12 protein-coding genes are annotated in these 16,643 nt (G+C 61.8%); all 12 read left to right on the top strand.

Translation table 11 applies throughout. The features are described 5' to 3' along the window. The first annotated feature begins 264 nt into the window (after window positions 1–264). The 12 genes from QFZ57_RS05180 to QFZ57_RS05125 all read left to right on the top strand — a co-directional run bounded on the left by QFZ57_RS05180 (window position 265) and on the right by QFZ57_RS05125 (window position 16,612). Window positions 265–3,078, top strand: coding sequence for a LuxR family transcriptional regulator (locus QFZ57_RS05180; protein WP_306898506.1), 2,814 nt, complete (start codon window positions 265–267; stop codon window positions 3,076–3,078). A gap of 151 nt (window positions 3,079–3,229) precedes the next feature. Next, window positions 3,230–4,822: a sugar transferase gene (locus QFZ57_RS05175; protein WP_306898504.1), complete on the top strand. Its 1,593-nt coding sequence runs from the start codon at window positions 3,230–3,232 to the stop codon at window positions 4,820–4,822. A 26-nt stretch (window positions 4,823–4,848) separates the two neighbouring features. Continuing rightward, complete coding sequence (locus QFZ57_RS05170; RefSeq protein WP_306898502.1) at window positions 4,849–5,973, top strand: Gfo/Idh/MocA family protein; 1,125 nt, start codon at window positions 4,849–4,851, stop codon at window positions 5,971–5,973. Next, the gene (locus tag QFZ57_RS05165; RefSeq protein WP_306898500.1) at window positions 5,970–6,962 is read left to right on the top strand and encodes an NAD-dependent epimerase/dehydratase family protein; all 993 of its coding nucleotides are present in this window, start codon (window positions 5,970–5,972) and stop codon (window positions 6,960–6,962) included. The genes QFZ57_RS05170 and QFZ57_RS05165 overlap by 4 nt, the downstream gene beginning before the upstream one ends. Next, window positions 6,962–8,134 carry a DegT/DnrJ/EryC1/StrS family aminotransferase gene (locus tag QFZ57_RS05160; protein WP_306898497.1) on the top strand — a complete coding sequence of 391 codons (1,173 nt, stop codon included), beginning with the start codon at window positions 6,962–6,964 and terminating at the stop codon, window positions 8,132–8,134. Before QFZ57_RS05165 ends, QFZ57_RS05160 begins: the two co-directional genes overlap by 1 nt. Then, window positions 8,127–8,786: an acetyltransferase gene (locus tag QFZ57_RS05155; RefSeq protein ID WP_306898495.1), complete on the top strand. Its 660-nt coding sequence runs from the start codon at window positions 8,127–8,129 to the stop codon at window positions 8,784–8,786. The genes QFZ57_RS05160 and QFZ57_RS05155 overlap by 8 nt, the downstream gene beginning before the upstream one ends. After that, entirely contained in the window at window positions 8,783–9,865 is a 1,083-nt protein-coding gene (locus QFZ57_RS05150; protein ID WP_306629368.1) for a glycosyltransferase family 2 protein, read from the top strand. Before QFZ57_RS05155 ends, QFZ57_RS05150 begins: the two co-directional genes overlap by 4 nt. After that, entirely contained in the window at window positions 9,862–11,412 is a 1,551-nt protein-coding gene (locus QFZ57_RS05145; RefSeq protein ID WP_306629367.1) for a lipopolysaccharide biosynthesis protein, read from the top strand. The genes QFZ57_RS05150 and QFZ57_RS05145 overlap by 4 nt, the downstream gene beginning before the upstream one ends. Next, a complete protein-coding gene (locus tag QFZ57_RS05140) occupies window positions 11,409–12,545 on the top strand; it encodes a DegT/DnrJ/EryC1/StrS family aminotransferase (protein ID WP_306629366.1) in 1,137 nt (378 codons plus the stop codon). Before QFZ57_RS05145 ends, QFZ57_RS05140 begins: the two co-directional genes overlap by 4 nt. A 104-nt stretch (window positions 12,546–12,649) precedes the next feature. Further along, window positions 12,650–13,765 carry a rhamnosyltransferase WsaF family glycosyltransferase gene (locus QFZ57_RS05135; protein WP_306629365.1) on the top strand — a complete coding sequence of 372 codons (1,116 nt, stop codon included), beginning with the start codon at window positions 12,650–12,652 and terminating at the stop codon, window positions 13,763–13,765. A 51-nt stretch (window positions 13,766–13,816) separates the two neighbouring features. Next, on the top strand, window positions 13,817–14,920 hold the full coding sequence (locus QFZ57_RS05130) for an acyltransferase family protein (RefSeq protein ID WP_306629364.1): 1,104 nt from the start codon (window positions 13,817–13,819) through the stop codon (window positions 14,918–14,920). A gap of 180 nt (window positions 14,921–15,100) precedes the next feature. Continuing rightward, a complete protein-coding gene (locus QFZ57_RS05125) occupies window positions 15,101–16,612 on the top strand; it encodes a polysaccharide biosynthesis tyrosine autokinase (protein ID WP_306898489.1) in 1,512 nt (503 codons plus the stop codon). Window positions 16,613–16,643 lie beyond the last annotated feature (31 nt).

Below are 16,643 nucleotides of genomic sequence, written 5' to 3'. Positions count from 1 at the left end.
CAAGTAAAGGGCTCTAGGATTTGAGAATTCGTTAGGTATAGGGGATTGCAATGCCCTAAGAGTTGTAGGCAGGGGAGGGCCGCAATCCCGGACCGGGATTCTGGAACAGAAGACCCTGCAGTCGGACGCGACATGCGCCAGCGCTGATGTTTTCGAACGGCAGGCCCGCTGCCTCTGGCTGACAAGGGCATCCCCCGAGGGGGCCTGGGGGGGACCCCTGTGCAAGTGCAGGATGCTATCTTGATGAAATAAAGCAGCAAGCCGATGGCGCCGCGGTTGATTTCAGCGCTATATTCGCATGTACGGCAGAATCCGCGCTGGGGAGCGGATGCCTCGATGCGACCTGGTAGTGAAAGAATGCGGTCTCCTTCTTCGACGATTGGGGACGCCTTGCCGCTTATCGGCCGAAGCAAAGAACTGGATTGCATTCAGTCCATAATTCGCGGTCCCAAAGACACCGCACTTACAGTGATCGGCCGCAAGGGCACGGGAAAGTCTGCCCTGTTGTCGGAAATTCCCGCCCTTTCCGATAATCGGACAGTATTCCTGGCGGCCGCTGCTGCCGAATCGGACTGGCCTTTGTCCGGCCTGACCGCGCTCCTAAATGACATGGACGATCCTGTCCTGAACCGCCTCGCGGATGATCTCCTGCGGGACACAGCCGGCCCCATAAGCGTGCCCATTGTTTCCAGCATGCTGCTTAATGGCCTGCATCAGCGCTCCTCATCACGAACCATCCTTGTGATCGACGACGCCGACCAGCTGGATTCCAGCAGTCAGGCTGTCATTGGATTCATGGCCAGGCGGCTAACCGGCACGGACATCGCGCTGTTTGTCAGCGTGCGGGAGGACTTCCCGGACAGCCCCTTTGGTGCTCTGTCAACCCTACGGCTTGGCCCTCTTAGTTACAGCGACACCGTGCGGATGCTTGAGAGCATTCCCGCAAAAAGGACGACAGCGGCGGCCCATGCGGTTGCCGCAGCTACCGGCGGCAACCCGCTTGCCGCCGTCGACCTCTACGAACGGCTGATGGAGAGGCACGCCGAGGGCAAGTACGCGCTGCCCGTCCCGCTACCTTCCAAGGGAAGCTTTGATACAGAGTTCGCTTCGGTGGTATGCGCGCTGACCCCCGGAGCACGCAATGTCCTCGACCTGCTCGCCCTTTCCTTCCGGAGCGACATTTCCACCATTGAGAAAATGGATCGAGACGTTTGGACGAGCGTCGATGAGTTGCTGGCTACAGGCCTGGTTAAGAGATCGGGACCTCATCTGGGGATCGGGGACCAACTGCTTCGGGGATACGTCTTCACGGCCATGACACCTGCAGTACGCACCGCCGACCACCGTGCCCTTGCGGAAGCAGCCAGCGATACAGATCCTTACGCCCGCAGGTGGCATCTGAGTTTCACCGCCCTGGAACGGCAAACCCCTTTCCAGCTGCTGAGGCACGCCGTGGACCTGATCCGGGGCGGTGAGGTGGCGTTCGCTGTGGAATATATCGAGCGGGCACTCACCATCAACCCTTGGGAAGCAGAAACGGCGGCGCGCCTCACCAGCCTGGCGGAGCTGCTATTCAACCGGGGCGAGTTTGTGTACGCACGCCGCTACCTTGAGTGGGCGCAGCGAGTAACCCGCAACCCCGCATTAATCCTGCGACTGACGGGGCTTTCTTTCGAAATTCAGTTCACCCAAGGGGCCGCCGTGCGTTCGAGCATGGTGCTTCGGCTCGTGAAGGAGTTCGGCCAGCACGATCCCGCATATTCTGCCAGTCTGCTGGCCATCGGTGCCCTCTACTATGCCGAGCGGTGGGAACTGCAGGAAGCCTCCGAACTGCTGCGCCAGACCAGCGCCTTCCGCGGGAGCGCCTCGGCACAATGCCTGGAAATTGCCGACCATGCCAAGCTGCTGATCGAATCCATTAGCGGTGAAACGGCCGACTCTGGGCAAAAGTACGAGCAGTCGGGCACCGCCCGCATAGCCGGCCTCATGGTTCAAGGACGTGTCCTCACGTACGCAGAACAATACGAAACCGCTCAGGAAGCCTTCGCGATGCTGCGCAACTCGGCTGAGCCGGGCCACATCAACTGGCGGGAAACCGCAGCCTTCATGGCCGCGGACAATGAAATCCGCGCCGGGAACGTACGCGCAGCCGTCAGGCTAATCGACGAGCTTGAGCTCTCCGAGCCCGAACTCAAGTACCACCGCGGGACGCGGCACCTCTTCCGGTTATGGCGTGCGCACTCCCTTGGCGATGATGCACAGGCCCGCGTTTGCGGCACCGACGCGCTTCGTTATGCAGGTGCGGAAAGCTACCCTGCCCTTACAGCAAAGCTTGCCGCCTGTCAGGGCCACTTCGCGCTGATGCGCGGTGATCTAGCGGAGTCGGTTGCCCAGTTGTCCCGGGCCGCGGAGGTTGGCCTGCGGTTTGGCAACCCAGTTCTCCTGCGGTGTGAGGCGGACCTGGTGGAGGTATTGGTCCGCCTGGGCCGGCACCACGAGGCCACGCAGGCGCTCTTGCGCCTTGAGGGCCGTTCCGTAGGCCTGAGGTCACCGTGGCTGATGACGGCGGTCGCCAGGAGCCGCGCCATGCTTGCGGATGGTGAGCAATCACTGCAGTTTTTCAGTCGGGCGCTTGATGGCAGGAACGGGCAAACACTTGAACTGGCAAGGACTGGCATGTGCTACGGGGAACGGCTGCATGCATTTGGCAGGCTCCGGGACGCCCGGGATGCATTCCTCCGGGCCAAAGTGATGTTTGAGGAGATTGGGGCGGATGCTTGGAGCCGTCACGTTGATAGCCTCCTGTTGGACGACCGCTTGGAGCCTGTTCCCCCGAATGGAAATCCGGCGATGCTGTTGCTCACCGACCAGGAGCGTTCCCTGGCGAAGATGGTGGCGAGGGGTATGCGCAACAAGGAAATAGCGGCCTCTTTGTATGTTTCTGTGCGTACGGTCGAAGTGCGGCTCACGGCCATCTACCGCAAGCTCGGCGTTGAGTCCCGTGCGCAACTGACTGCCCTCGCCGCCGCGGGCGGGTTAATCGCAACGGCCGAGCCGTACGTCATGCCCGTTCTCTAGCCGAGTTTCCTGCAATTGCGGTGACCGCAGTTTCCACAGCCTTCGTTCCCGGAACCCACAGGGTCCCACCAATCCCCGTCTAAGTCCGCCATTCGGAGACTAGTTTTACTTCACGGCCAGAGGACGTGCGATTACGCCGGGAAGGGGCACCATGGCAGAAATACCAGTAGCCAAGACTCGGCCTGCTGCGCTCGGCTGGCCGGTTGCTCCCACTGCTGCACAGCCGGCGGCAACACAGCGGCTGCCAGCAGCATACACCTTCGGAACCCGGTTTCCCCTGCCGCCAGCGGCCGGGACCAGCCCCGCAGCCACAGTACGGACCCCGAAGTCGACGGCAGCCTGGATCGTCAGGCACATCCACTTACTCCGGTGCGCGGACGCCGCCATGGTGACGGGTGCGGCATACACCGGTTTCCTTCTTTCGGAGGCTGGGTTTTCGCCCGAGGGTCCTAGGGACGGCGGAGCCGCAGTTGCGGCAGCCGTCCTGACACTCGCCTGGCTGGCCGCCTTGGAGCTTTACCACACCAGGGACCCGAAGGTCCTGGGCATCGGTGCCGACGAGTACAAGCGGGTGGCATCGGCCACGCTGCGCATCTTCGGCCTCCTGGCCCTCGCCGCTGTGGTCTTCTCCGTCCACGGTGCCAGCGCTTTTGTAACGGTTTCCCTCCCGCTTGGCTTGGTGGCCTTGACGGCAAACCGTCGAGCGTTCCGCCACCGGCTCACCGTTGAAAAGGCGAAAGGCCACCACCTCTCGCGCACCGTGGTGGTGGGCGAGCCGGAGGATGTCCGTTACGTGGTGCAGCAGGTCCGGAAGTCAGGATCCGTGTATGAGATTCTTGGGGCCTGCCTTCCCGGGGCAAGGCGCGGAGCCGGCCTGCGGGTGGACGAGCGCACGGTGCCCGTACTCTCCTCCACCGATGCCATTGCCCGTACCGTCCGCCTGGTTGAGGCCGACTCGGTAATCATCGCCGGCCCTCTCCCAGGCGGGAGCAGGTTCATCCGCGAGCTGGGCTGGCAACTTGAGGAGTCATCGACCGAACTGATTCTCGCGGCAACCCTCACCAACGTTGCAGGTCCCCGCATCCACTGGCGGCCGGTAGATGGCCTGCCCCTCATGCACGTGGATATCCCGCAATACAGCGGAGCGAAGCACGCCTTGAAGCGGGTCATGGATGTTGCGGCCGCACTGACTGCCCTCCTGCTGCTTGCACCCGTGCTCCTGTTGCTAGCTGTCATCGTACGGCTGGACAGCCCCGGTCCAGTGCTTTTCCGGCAGAACCGGATTGGCAAGGATGGCCACGCCTTTGGGATGTTCAAGTTCCGTTCCATGGTGGCCGACGCCGAGGCGCGGCTGGCTGCCCTCAACCCGCAGAACCAGGGGGCCGGGGTGCTCTTCAAGATGAAGGATGACCCGAGGGTCACGCACTGCGGACGCTGGATGCGCAAATACTCTCTGGACGAGCTCCCCCAACTCTGGAACGTGGTGCTGGGTGACATGAGCATGGTGGGGCCCCGGCCGCCGCTGGACCGTGAGGTCAGCGCTTATGAACGCCATATCCACCGCCGGCTCCTGATTAAGCCGGGCATCACCGGGCTCTGGCAGATCAACGGCCGTTCAGACCTCCCCTGGGAGGAAGCAGTCCGGTTGGACCTTTACTACGTAGAAAACTGGTCCCTCGCAGGGGACCTGCTGATTCTTTGGCGGACGCTCCGGGCAATAGTCCAGCCGTCCGGCGCCTACTGACACGAGACCTACAGGGAAGAAGTGACATGAGAGCATTCAACAATTCATTCCACGCCGGCACCCATCCGCAGCCTGCGCCAAAACTCCGGATCGCCGTCGTCGGTGCCGGCTACTGGGGACCAAACCTGGCGCGCAACCTCCAGGCCAGCCCGGACTGGGATCTGGTGGCTATCTGCGACCTGGACATCGAACGGGCGCGCAAACTGGCCGCCACCATCGGGGACATCGCCTGCGTCGAATCCCTTGATGAGTTACTGGACACGTTTGAGGTGGACGCGGTTGCAATCGCGACGCCGGCGCGCACCCACCATGGAACGGTCATGACGGCGTTACGCGCCGGAAAGCACGTCCTGGTGGAAAAGCCGTTGGCAGACAGCAGGGAACATGGGCTGGAGATGGTGTCCGAAGCCCAGGCAAACGGGCTGGTCCTGATGGCGGACCACACCTACTGCTACACACCGGCGGTCCTCAAAATGCAGGAGCTTGTGCAGTCCGGATCGCTCGGCGAAATCCTGTTCGTTGATTCCACCCGGATCAATCTGGGACTGGTGCAGCCAGACGTGGACGTCTTTTGGGACCTGGCCCCGCATGATCTCGCCATCCTTGACTTCGTCCTTCCGGGAGGCCTCAACCCTGCCGAAGTGTCCGCGTTCGGCGCGGACCCGCTCGGAACCGGACGGGACTGCGTGGGACACCTGAACTTCCGGCTGCCCAATGATGCCACCGCGCATGTGCATGTGAACTGGTTGAGCCCCACCAAGATCCGCCAAATGGTGATCGGCGGATCCCTGCGGACGCTGGTCTGGGACGACCTTAATCCCCAGCAGCGGCTCAGCGTCTATGACCGCGGCGTGAGCTTGGACGGGCAACCTAAATCAACTGGCGAGAAAGCGTCCACGGCTGTTTCCTACCGCCTGGGTGATACCTGGTCCCCCGCCCTGCCGGAGCGTGAAGCCCTCGGCGAGGTGGTGCAGGAACTGGCAGCTTGCATCCGCAGTGGCCAGGAGGCCCGGACCGGGGGCGCATCCGGACTTCGGGTGTTGTCCGTCCTCGAAGCCGTTACCCGCAGCCTGGCCCGCGACGGGCAGCCTGCCCCAGTGATTGGTTCCGCCATGGCTGGAACCGGTGCCGCGTTGGAAGGTGCGCTGTGAGTCGGCTGGAGGGAGCCAACGTCCTGGTCACCGGCGGAGCCGGCACCATCGGGTCCACCCTCGTGGACGTGCTGTTGGCCGCCGGCGTAAGCCGGATCGATGTGCTGGACAACCTGGTCCGTGGTCGGCTGGACAACCTCGCCAGCGCCCTTGCCTCGGGACGGGTTGAACTGGTGCAGGGGAGCATCCAGGACCGGGACCTGGTGCACGACCTCACCACGGAAAAGGATCTGGTATTCCACCAGGCCGCCATCCGCATCACCCAATGCGCGGAGGAGCCCCGGCTGGCCCTGGAGGTGCTGGTAGACGGAACGTTCAACGTCCTGGAGGCCGCCGCAGAACACAAGGTGACCAAGCTGGTGGCCGCGTCCAGCGCCTCCGTCTATGGGATGGCCGAGGAATTTCCCACCACCGAACGGCATCACCACGCCAACAACGACACCTTCTACGGCGCCGCCAAGTCCTTCAACGAAGGCATGGCCCGGAGCTTCCGCGCCATGACCGGCCTTGACTACGTGGTTCTGCGCTACTTCAACGTCTACGGGCCCCGGATGGACGTGCATGGCCTATATACCGAAGTCCTGGTCCGGTGGATGGAGCGGATCATGGACGGGCAACCACCGCTGATCTTCGGTGACGGCCTCCAGACCATGGACTTCGTCCACACCGCCGACGTGGCCCGCGCCAACGTGCTGGCGGCCGGCAGTGACATCGCCGCGGGAATCTACAACGTGGCCAGCGGCACTGAAACGAACCTGCTGGAAATGGCTGAGGCACTGCTGCGGGTGATGGACTCCGGCCTTGAGGTAGAACATGGGCCCGCGCGGCCCGTGAACAGCGTTGTCCGCCGGCTGGCCGATACCTCAGCGGCCGCCCGGGACCTCGGCTTTAAAGCAGAGGTGGAACTCGAAGAAGGACTCCGGCAACTCGTCAGTTGGTGGACGCCGCTGCGGGATGAGATTGCCGCTGCGCGAAAGGTTGGTGCCTAATGACTGTTGAACCAGTCCTCGCCCGGATCAATGTGATGAAGCCATGGCTCGGTGACGAGGAAGCCCGGGCATTGGCCGAAGTGGTGGCATCTGGATGGGTGGCACAGGGGCCCAGGGTCAAGGAGTTTGAGTCCCGCTTTGCCGAGTACCAGGGCGTCCGCCACGCCGTGGCCACCTCCAGTTGCACCACTGCCCTGCACCTGGCCCTGGTGGTGGCAGGGATTGGACCGGGGGACGACGTTGTGGTGCCGTCCCTGTCCTTCATCGCCACTGCCAACGCGGTGACGTACGTCGGTGCCCGGCCGGTGTTCTGCGACGTGGACCCTACCACCGGGAACGTGACCGCTGAAACCATTTTTGCCGCGCTCACTCTTGACACCCGTGCGGTGATCGTGGTGGACCAGGGCGGCGTGCCGCTGGATCTGGACCCCATCCGCGAGCTGTGCGACCGGCACGAAATCACCGTGATCGAGGATGCCGCGTGTGCTGTGGGATCAACGTACAAGGGCAGGCCCGTGGGTGTCGGGGCGGATGTCGCCGTGTGGTCTTTCCATCCGCGCAAAATCCTCACCACTGGTGAAGGCGGGATGCTCACCAGCAATCGGGCCGACTGGGCAGCCAGGGCCAGGACATTGCGTGAGCATTCCATGAGCGTGTCAGCCGCGGACCGGCACGGATCACTATTGGCCGCCCCTGAGGCCTATCTCGAGGTGGGGTTCAACTACCGGATGACGGACCTTCAGGCCGCCGTCGGAATCATCCAGCTGGGCCGGTTGCCGGAGGTGTTGGAACGGCGGCGGGACATCGCCGCACGGTATGTTGCCGGCCTCTCCAGAGTGCCGGGCCTGCGGATGGTGTCAGACCCGCCCTACGGCACCACCAACTTCCAGTCGTTCTGGGTGGAGGTCCTTCCCAGCTTTGGAACCACGCGGGACGGGCTAATGGAACAGTTGGCAGAAGCCGGGATCTCGGCCCGACGCGGCATTATGGCGGCCCACCGTCAGCCTGCCTACCGCTGGCGCGATGCAGGCGATTCCCTGCTTCAGCAGACAGAACGGCTAAACGACAGGACCTTGATCCTTCCCGTCTACCACGAACTGGACGATGAAGGGGTGAGCAGGATCATCAGCACCATCCGTGGTGCGGCTGCAGGGATGCAAACAAATGGGTGAGCTAATCCTGATAGCTGCCAGCGGCCTGGCGCGCGAAGTCCTGGCGATGGTACGCAGCAGTGGTGAGTACGACGTCGTCGGCCTGCTTGACGACGACGTCGAAATGACCGGCGTAAGCGTGGACGGGGCCCCGGTCCTCGGGATTATCGATGACGCCGCCAGGTACACGCACGCGTTTGTGCTGGTATGCATCGGTTCCGGGAAGGTGCGGGAAGCGGTGGTGGAACGCCTGACTGCGCAAGGCCTCACCGAGGACAGGTACGCCACGGCGGTGGACCCTTCAGTCCAATACCCCGATGGCTGTCACGTGGGAAGAGGCAGCATCCTGTTGCGGAACGTCACGCTCACCGCCGCCGTCACGCTGGGATCACATGTCGTTGCCATGCCTTCTGTTACCTTCACGCACGACGACGACGTGGCGGACTTCGCGACGTTCGCTGCGGGAGTTTCACTGGGCGGCGGAGTCCGGATTGGCCGGGCAGCGTACCTGGGCATGAACTCCAGCGTGCGCGAGCGGACTTCCGTGGGCGCCTACGCCACAGTGGGGATGGGCGCGGCGGTACTGAGCAACGTCCCCGACGGCCAGACCTGGGTGGGCGTGCCAGCGCACGAGATTGACAGGGACAGCTTCCGGATTGGCGGGATGTCATGAGGGTCTCATGGCCTCGGGAGGCCAAAGATTTTGCAACTGTCACCGCTGTCATTCCTTGCTACAACTACGGAAAGTACCTCCCCCAAGTTGTTCATAGCGTACTGATGCAGAAGCGGGTTGAGGCGAAGATCATCATTGTTGACGACGCCTCACCGGATGGTTCGGTCAAGATAGCCAACGCCCTCGCCGAGGGCGATCCCAGGATCAATGTTGTGGCCCATGAGAAAAACATGGGGCACATTGCAAGCTACAACGATGGCCTCGCGAGGGTGGAAACAGAATTTGTGACACTGGTGTCAGCGGATGACATCGTGGCACCAGGGGCCCTGTCCAGGGCAACGGACCTGATGATGACCCACCCCCGCGTGGGCCTGGTCTACGGTTTGCCGTCGGAATTCCGTGGAGAACCCAAGGCTACCTGGGATGCGGATGGCGCGCACAGAAGCAGCTGGATTATCTGGCCAGGTAAGGAGTGGCTGTGGTGGGCCTGCCTCCGTGGGAGGAACTTCATCTTTTCGCCAGAGGTGGTGATGCGCACGACTGCCATGCGGCAAGTGGGTGCATACAACAAGGAACTTCCACATTCAGCGGACCTTGAATACTGGATCCGCGCGGCTGCACGTTGGGATATCGGACGAATAAACGGACCCTCCCAAGCCTATTACAGGGTCCATGACAGCAACATGCATGTCACCACTTACAACACTCTGCAGTTGGACTTGGAGCATAGGCTTGCTGCCTTCCTGGTGCTGGCAACACCTGAAGTTGAGCATCGTCTGCCCAATGGTGCTCACCTCCTTGAACTCGCTAGGAGGGGGATTTGCCGGGAAGCGCTCCTGCTGGCGGAGCGGAACCTGGACAGTGGCGGACCTGCTCAGGCTTCCCTCGAGTTTCTTACCGTCGCGACCGCAGCCCATCCGGTTGCTGCCAGCACATTACGCGGCCGAAGTGTCCGCTCCAGGATCCGACGTGCCCAGACTGGAGCGGCACCGACCGGATTCCAGAGCTTCACGGAAAGCTACAGGCACCAGCTGAATCGTGCGCGTTGGGTAGCGTGGCGCAAAGTGGGGATTTCATGAGTTCCGGACCAGCCGACGCGGGCCCGGTCGAAACAGTTAAGGCAGGACTCAAAGGAGGCCTCGCCTGGGGAGCCATAGGTGTCGCATCCGGGAGGGCTCTGCAGTTCGTTACGATGCTCGTCCTGGCCCGGATCCTGGCTCCGGAGCATTTCGGTGCGCTGGCAGTAGCCCAGGTGATTCAAGCCATCGCAGTCAACGTGACGGAACTCGGTGCTACCGCAGCGTTGGCCCGTGGTGACAGGGACCCGCACGAAATCGCGCCGACGATTCTGACTCTGGGCTTGGTGACGAGTGCGGTGATTACGGGCGGCGTGGTCATCCTTGCGCCAACCCTGGCCAACCTGATGGGGGATCCTGGAGCGGTAGGAGTTATTCAAATCCTGGCGATCACCATCCTTCTGTCTGGGTGTTCGGGAGTGCCGGCGGCCATGGTATGGCGAAACTACCTTCAGCGGCCTCGGGCGTTTATCGAAGTAGCTGGAGCGGCACTCACCCTTGCAGCGGCGATTCCGATGGCACAGGACGGCATGGGAGCCTACGCGCTCGTCTGGTCCCGGGTGGCCGGACAGGTTCTTTCGACAATTGGGTATTGGATAATTACTCCCACCCGCTTTCGTCCCGGTTTTGACCGGGCAGCGGCAGCCTACGTCCTGCGTCTTGGGTTACCACTGGCTTTGGCCAACCTCGTGGTTTTCGCCACGCTTAACCTTGACTACGTCATCGTCGGCCGGCAGCTCGGACCCGCGGAGCTGGGCGTTTACCTTCTCGCCTTCAGCCTGGCGAACTTGCCCAGCAGTTTGATTACCGCCATTATCCGCACGGTCGCGGTGCCTACATTCGGCCGGCTCCATAAGGCAGGTCTCCTGGACCAGGCTGCACCCGATGTCTTGGCGTTGGCCGCATTCCTGGCTATGCCGATCTCCGCGTTGTTGGTAGCACTGGCAGGTCCGATCGTTCAGGTGCTATACGGCCCCACCTGGCAGGGCGCTGCAGCCGCCATGATCGGCTTGGGAATCTTTGGAGCGGGCAGGATCGTATCGGAAATCCTGGCGGACCTGTGCGTCGGCGGCGGCCGGACAGCAGGCCTGTTCTGGGTGCAGATGCTTTGGTTGACCTGCCTCATCCCAGCCCTCTTAACGGGTGTTTCCTCTTCGGGGGTAGGCGGTGCAGGAATGGCCCACGCTGTTGTGATCTGGCTGGCAGTCCTCCCGGTCTACTTCTTCCTGGTCGGGAGAGTTATCAAAACATCCGTTAAACGAATGCTTGCGCCATCCTTTGTCCCGCTTGGTGCGGCTGCCGGAGCCGGAACCATCAGCTGGCTCGCCTCAAATTGGGTCACCCCGCCGTTCCTCGCGCTTGCCTGTGGTTGCCTCGCCGGCATTGTGCTCTACCTGGCACTGACACTGCGGGCCGCTAGGCGGACGTACTCACGCCTGAGACTGTTGAGCGACACCGGGCCGGATCAGGGCGAGAGGCCCGAGGTGGAGGCCGCCCCACCTCCGACGACAACAATCGCCGTCCAGACAACCACCAGGAGCCCGAATTGAACGAGCCAAAACAACAACTCCGTGTGCCTTTGGTTGACATCACAGCACAGCAGGAGGAGATCCGGGAGGAACTCGAACCCCAACTGTTGGATATTCTGACGCGGGCTGCGTTCATAGGCGGCAAAGAGGTGGAGCTGTTCGAGCAGCAGTACGCCGAGTTTCTCGGCGCTCGTCACTGCATCGGCTCGGGCAATGGCACGGACGCATTGGAAATGGCGCTAAGCGCGGCGGGTGTAGGACCTGGCCAGGAAGTAATCGTCCCGGCCAACACTTTTATCGCTACCGTCGAGGCGGTCCTCAGAATCGGTGCGCGGCCAGTCCTGGCCGATGTAGATCAGGAGCATCTGCTGCTGGATCCCGAGTCGGTGCGGAAGTCAGTAACGAGCCGGACGGCCGCCATCATCCCGGTGCATCTCTTCGGACAAGTTGCCCCCGTGGAACGCTTGGTGCCCATCGCCGAAGAGTTCGGGGCCGTCATCATCGAAGACGCGGCGCAGGCTCAGGGCGCCACCAGGTTCAACAGGGCCGCAGGGACGCTCGGGCACCTCGCGGCCACGAGCTTCTATCCGGGCAAGAATTTAGGAGCAGCCGGAGACGCTGGAGCGGTCACCACGGACGATGACGCAGCGGCCCGACATGTACGGCTGCTTGGTGCTCACGGCAGCGAACACAAATATCAGCACGAGATCATGGGCCGTAATTCCCGCCTGGACACCATCCAGGCCGCCGTTCTTTCGTGCAAATTGCGACGTCTGGCGGGGTGGAACGAACTACGCCGAGAAGCAGCCACCAACTACCACCACCTCCTGGCTGATATCGACCAACTGAAACTGCCGTGGTCATCTCCAGGAAATTCCGACGTCTGGCATCTATTCGTCGTCCGCCTAGCCAATCGTGACGTCATTGCAGACCGCCTCGAGCAGGCCGGCATCTCTACCGCAGTGCATTACCCGGTACCCATCCATCGAACGAACGCCTGGAAAAGACTGGGCCTGCCCTGCGCGAGCTTCCCAGTCGCCGAATTGGCCGCCCGGCAGATTCTGTCCATCCCCATCTATCCGCACATCACACCGGAACAACAGCGGCGTGTGGCGACGGCGTTAAAAGACGCACTGGCGGGGGGGTCGAAGTGACGCGGGTGAGTTTGGGTGAGGTTATTGCAAGAACGGTAGCTTGCGGAATCGCAGATACCTCGCGCCGAGTAGTCCGCCGCCTTTACGGTGAACTGGATGCTCGTATGGGTCTGCAGTCCCTTAACTTCCCGCTGAATTCGGAAGACGTGTCCAGTTCCGTCGATATCAGCTTGGGAGAGCCCGGGACCCGCGAGGGGCCACTGAACATTGGCTGGCTCATTACGCCGCCCATCCCGGGCGCGGGCGGTCATACGACTCTTTTCCGGATGGTCCAGGGGATGGAAGAGCGGGGCCACCGCTGCACGATTTTGATTTACAACCGGAGCGATGGAGCGATGGACCGGCACCGGTCGGTCATCAGGAAATGCTGGCCTGGTGTAACGGCTGATATCCAGCCTGTCCCCGCAAGTTTCGATGGTTTTGATGCCTGCGTGGCCAGTTCATGGGAAACTGCTCACGTTCTCGCAGCCCGCATGCCCCGCCTCGGGGGCCTTGCACCCTACTACTTCATCCAGGACTACGAGCCGTACTTTCACCCTCGCGGGTCACTTTACGCACTCGCTGAGGACAGCTACCGCTTCGGCTTCAAGCTACTAGCTCTTGGGCCGATGGTTGCAGACGTGCTGAAACGGGAGGTCGGCGTCCAGGCAAAAATCCTGCCCTTTGGCAGTGACGTAAGTACGTATCGGCTGACGAACACGAGCGGCCGCTCCGGAGTCGTATTCTTTGCCAAACCCGAGGCTGAACGCAGAGGTTACGATTTGGGTCGCCTGGCACTACAGGAATTCCATCGGATGCACCCCAGACAGGAGATCCACATTTATGGAGCACGCGTGACTGGATGGGGTGTTCCAGTACAGCAGCATGGAAGGGTTTCTCCCCGAGAGCTCAATGAGCTCTATAACCGAACCATTTCCGGACTCGCCCTTAGCTTCACTAACATCACTCTGGTCGCAGCGGAAATGCTGGCCGCGGGCAACGTCCCGGTCCTCAACGATGACCGGTCTTCCCGATCGGTCCTGACCAACCCGGAGGCCGTTTGGGCTGCACCCAGCCCCACCGTTTTAGCCAGCACCCTAAGTGACGTTGTCGCTGCCGCCGATACGGCCGAACGCTCAGCAAGGGCTGCCTCGCATCGCGAACACACATGGGCCGAAACCCAGGCCAGCTTTGCCGAGGCGCTGACCGGTCGCGAGTTCAGCCCCTTGCGCTCTGGCTAGCCTCCCCAGTGCCGGTATCACAAGAATCGAACGTGTCAGAGGAGAGTACGGATGCGGATGCCCACAGTCTTTTCGCGGTTTTCGACTGCCCTTATTGTCGAAGCACCGGTGACAAGTTCCATCAAGCCGTCGAAATCAATGCTTATTCCGCAGGGGCTGCAGTATTTTCCTGCCCTTGATGGCCTGCGCGCTGTCGCCATTTTGCTTGTCCTGGTGCACCACGGACTCCAGCCCCTGCCATTCGCGGGATTTCTAGGTGTCGATATCTTCTTTGCCTTGTCCGGGTTCCTCATTACGACAATCCTGCTGGCGGAACTGAACCGTCATCACCGCATCCGGCTGGGTCTCTTTTATTGGCGCAGGGCTATTCGCTTGTACCCTGCCCTGCTGATCGCCATAGTGGCCATCCTTCCCTTCGGCCTACTTATACGGGGGAGCAAGCATCTCTTTGAGGTCGCCTTGGCGGCCACATATCTGACACCAGTGGCAGGCCAATTCTTCGGTAAGTCGGGACTCACCTGGCTTCAAACCTGGAGTCTCGGAATTGAGGAAATCTTTTACCTGGTCTGGCCCTTCACATTGATCGTCCTCTTTTCGCGTCGCGTCCCCGCGAAGTGGATCATGTCGCTGGCCCTTGGGATCATCCTGGACGGCGCGCAGGTATGGCTGGCCTCGACCGGACAAGATGCGAGCTATTTCCTTCGTGCCGGAGGCTTGTTTCTCGGCTGCAGTTTCGCTCTGTGGTTATCGCAGCATAGGGACGTACGCGTCGCCCCATCGTGGGGTTATGTGGGGGTTCTGGTACTGAGCGTGGGAGTGGTCGTAGCTGGGGTCTGGCCCGCTTTCAGCTCGTTGGCCTATGTGGCGGCTGCGGCCGGGACGGTTGCAATCATTGCGTCCATAGTGGCGGGCACCCGCAGCCGCTTTGCCTTGAAGTCGGTCCTCTCAGTGCCACCTGTCGTCTACATAGGAAAGATTAGTTACGAGTTGTACATCTGGCACTACCCGGTGGCAATCCTCTTCATGCTCGCCATCGGGACAAATCAGCTGATCAACGTAGGTTGGTATGCCATACCGGCAAGCGCCGTCTTGGCAGTCCTCACGCATCATGCCCTCCTCAAGCCCGCCGCCCGGTGGAAGACGAAGTTCTCCTGACAGGCTGACGCCGGTTGGGGGAAACGCGGCGCGGGGGCCCGCAGTTTCCACACCGTTATCGGGGTGAGTCCACAAAGCGTCAACGGTTCGTCCCTGCGGCAAGCAGCACCGCGCTAGTTTTGCTCCCAAGCCCATGGGTTCACCCCCTGCAGGCGCACGATAAAGGAAAGGGACGACATCGTGACAGGCAAGTACGAAGTCAACAGCGGTGACTCCGTTACGGGGATGGGGGTGCGCGAGTACATCCGGGTGGCAAGGCTCTACTGGCGGTCCATCGCCGTGGCGACGATTGTGGTCACGGCGATAGTCACACTCTGGGGGGCCCTCCAGCCACGAATCTATGCGGCGGAGTCCAGCGCCCTTGTCCTCACAGTGGGTTCAGAGAATGTGAACACGCTCCTGACGGGCGATGCGCTGGCAAAGTCCAAAATCAAGAATTACGAGTCGATTGCCGAATCCCGCCTGATAGCAGATCAAGTCATTGCATCAGTGGGGATGGATACCACTGCTGACGCCCTGCTCTCTACGATCTCGGTAAAAGTCCCGGTCGAGACGGCTGAGATTCGCATCACTGCCACCTCGCCGGATCCGCTACGCGCTCAACGGGTGGCCGATGCGTGGGTAAACGAGCTGGCCAAGCAAGTCCAACTACTTGAAAGTTCCGTGACCGCCGGCCAGCCGGCCTCCCCAAATCTCCCCGTTGGCCTGGTTCCGCTCGATAAAGCGGTCCGTCCAGCCGCACCAATCTCCCCAAACATCCAACTCGCGCTCCTCTTCGGTGCGGTTGGTGGCCTCCTCCTGGCCTACGCCGCAGCGCTTCTCCGCCATCATCTTGATCGTCGGCTGCGGAGCTCCAGCCAGATAGAACGGCTCTTCGAAGTTCCCGTGATCGGCACTCTCCCCTATGACCCGGACATCAGCGGTACCTTCAAGATACTTGGCACGGAGCGCCACGAACTCCAGAAAACAGAAGTACAGAACCGTGCCTTCATAGAGGCTCTTCGGGCGCTCAGGACCAACCTGAGATTCCTAGACGTTGATCATCGTCCGCGCATTATCCTGGTGACAAGTCCCATGACATCCGAAGGCAAGTCGACCGTCGCCGGGAATCTGGCCGTAACGATGGCCGCGACCGGTGAGCCCGTCGTCATCGTCGATGGGGACCTCCGCCGTCCACGCATCGCCGGAGCGTTCAACCTCGTCCCAGGGGTCGGGGTGACCAATGTCCTTAGCGGCCAGGCCAAACTGGTCGACGTTATCCAGGCCCCGACCGTCCTGTCGAACCTCTCCATCCTGGGTTCAGGACCCACCCCGCCTAACCCAAGCGAACTGCTCGGCACAAACGCCATGAAACAATTGCTGACCACCCTTTCGGCCGGGGCCACGGTTCTCATTGACGCTCCCCCTCTGCTGCCCGTCACAGACGCCGCCGTCCTGTCACGGGCCGCCGACGGGGTCATTGTGGTGGCCAGGGCCGGTCAAACCACGCGGGATGAACTTGAACGGTCGCTCAAGACACTTCATACGGTCAATGCCACTGTCCTCGGGGTGATATTCAACTGTGTTCCCACAAAGGGTGTGGATTCCTACGCCTACTACGGCTCCTACCTTGCTGCCCCGGACGCTACACCCCCCGGAAAAGCGGACATCGCTGAACTTCATACCGCCGCCGACAGCCGGGAAACTTCGTAGCGCCCCAACCGGGAATTCTGCAGTAGCTCAA

Source organism: Arthrobacter sp. B1I2 (assembly GCF_030816485.1).
In the GTDB taxonomy this organism is placed as follows: domain Bacteria; phylum Actinomycetota; class Actinomycetes; order Actinomycetales; family Micrococcaceae; genus Arthrobacter.
Note: the sequence above shows the minus strand (reverse complement) of the source record. Positions and strands in the feature narration are given on the sequence as shown.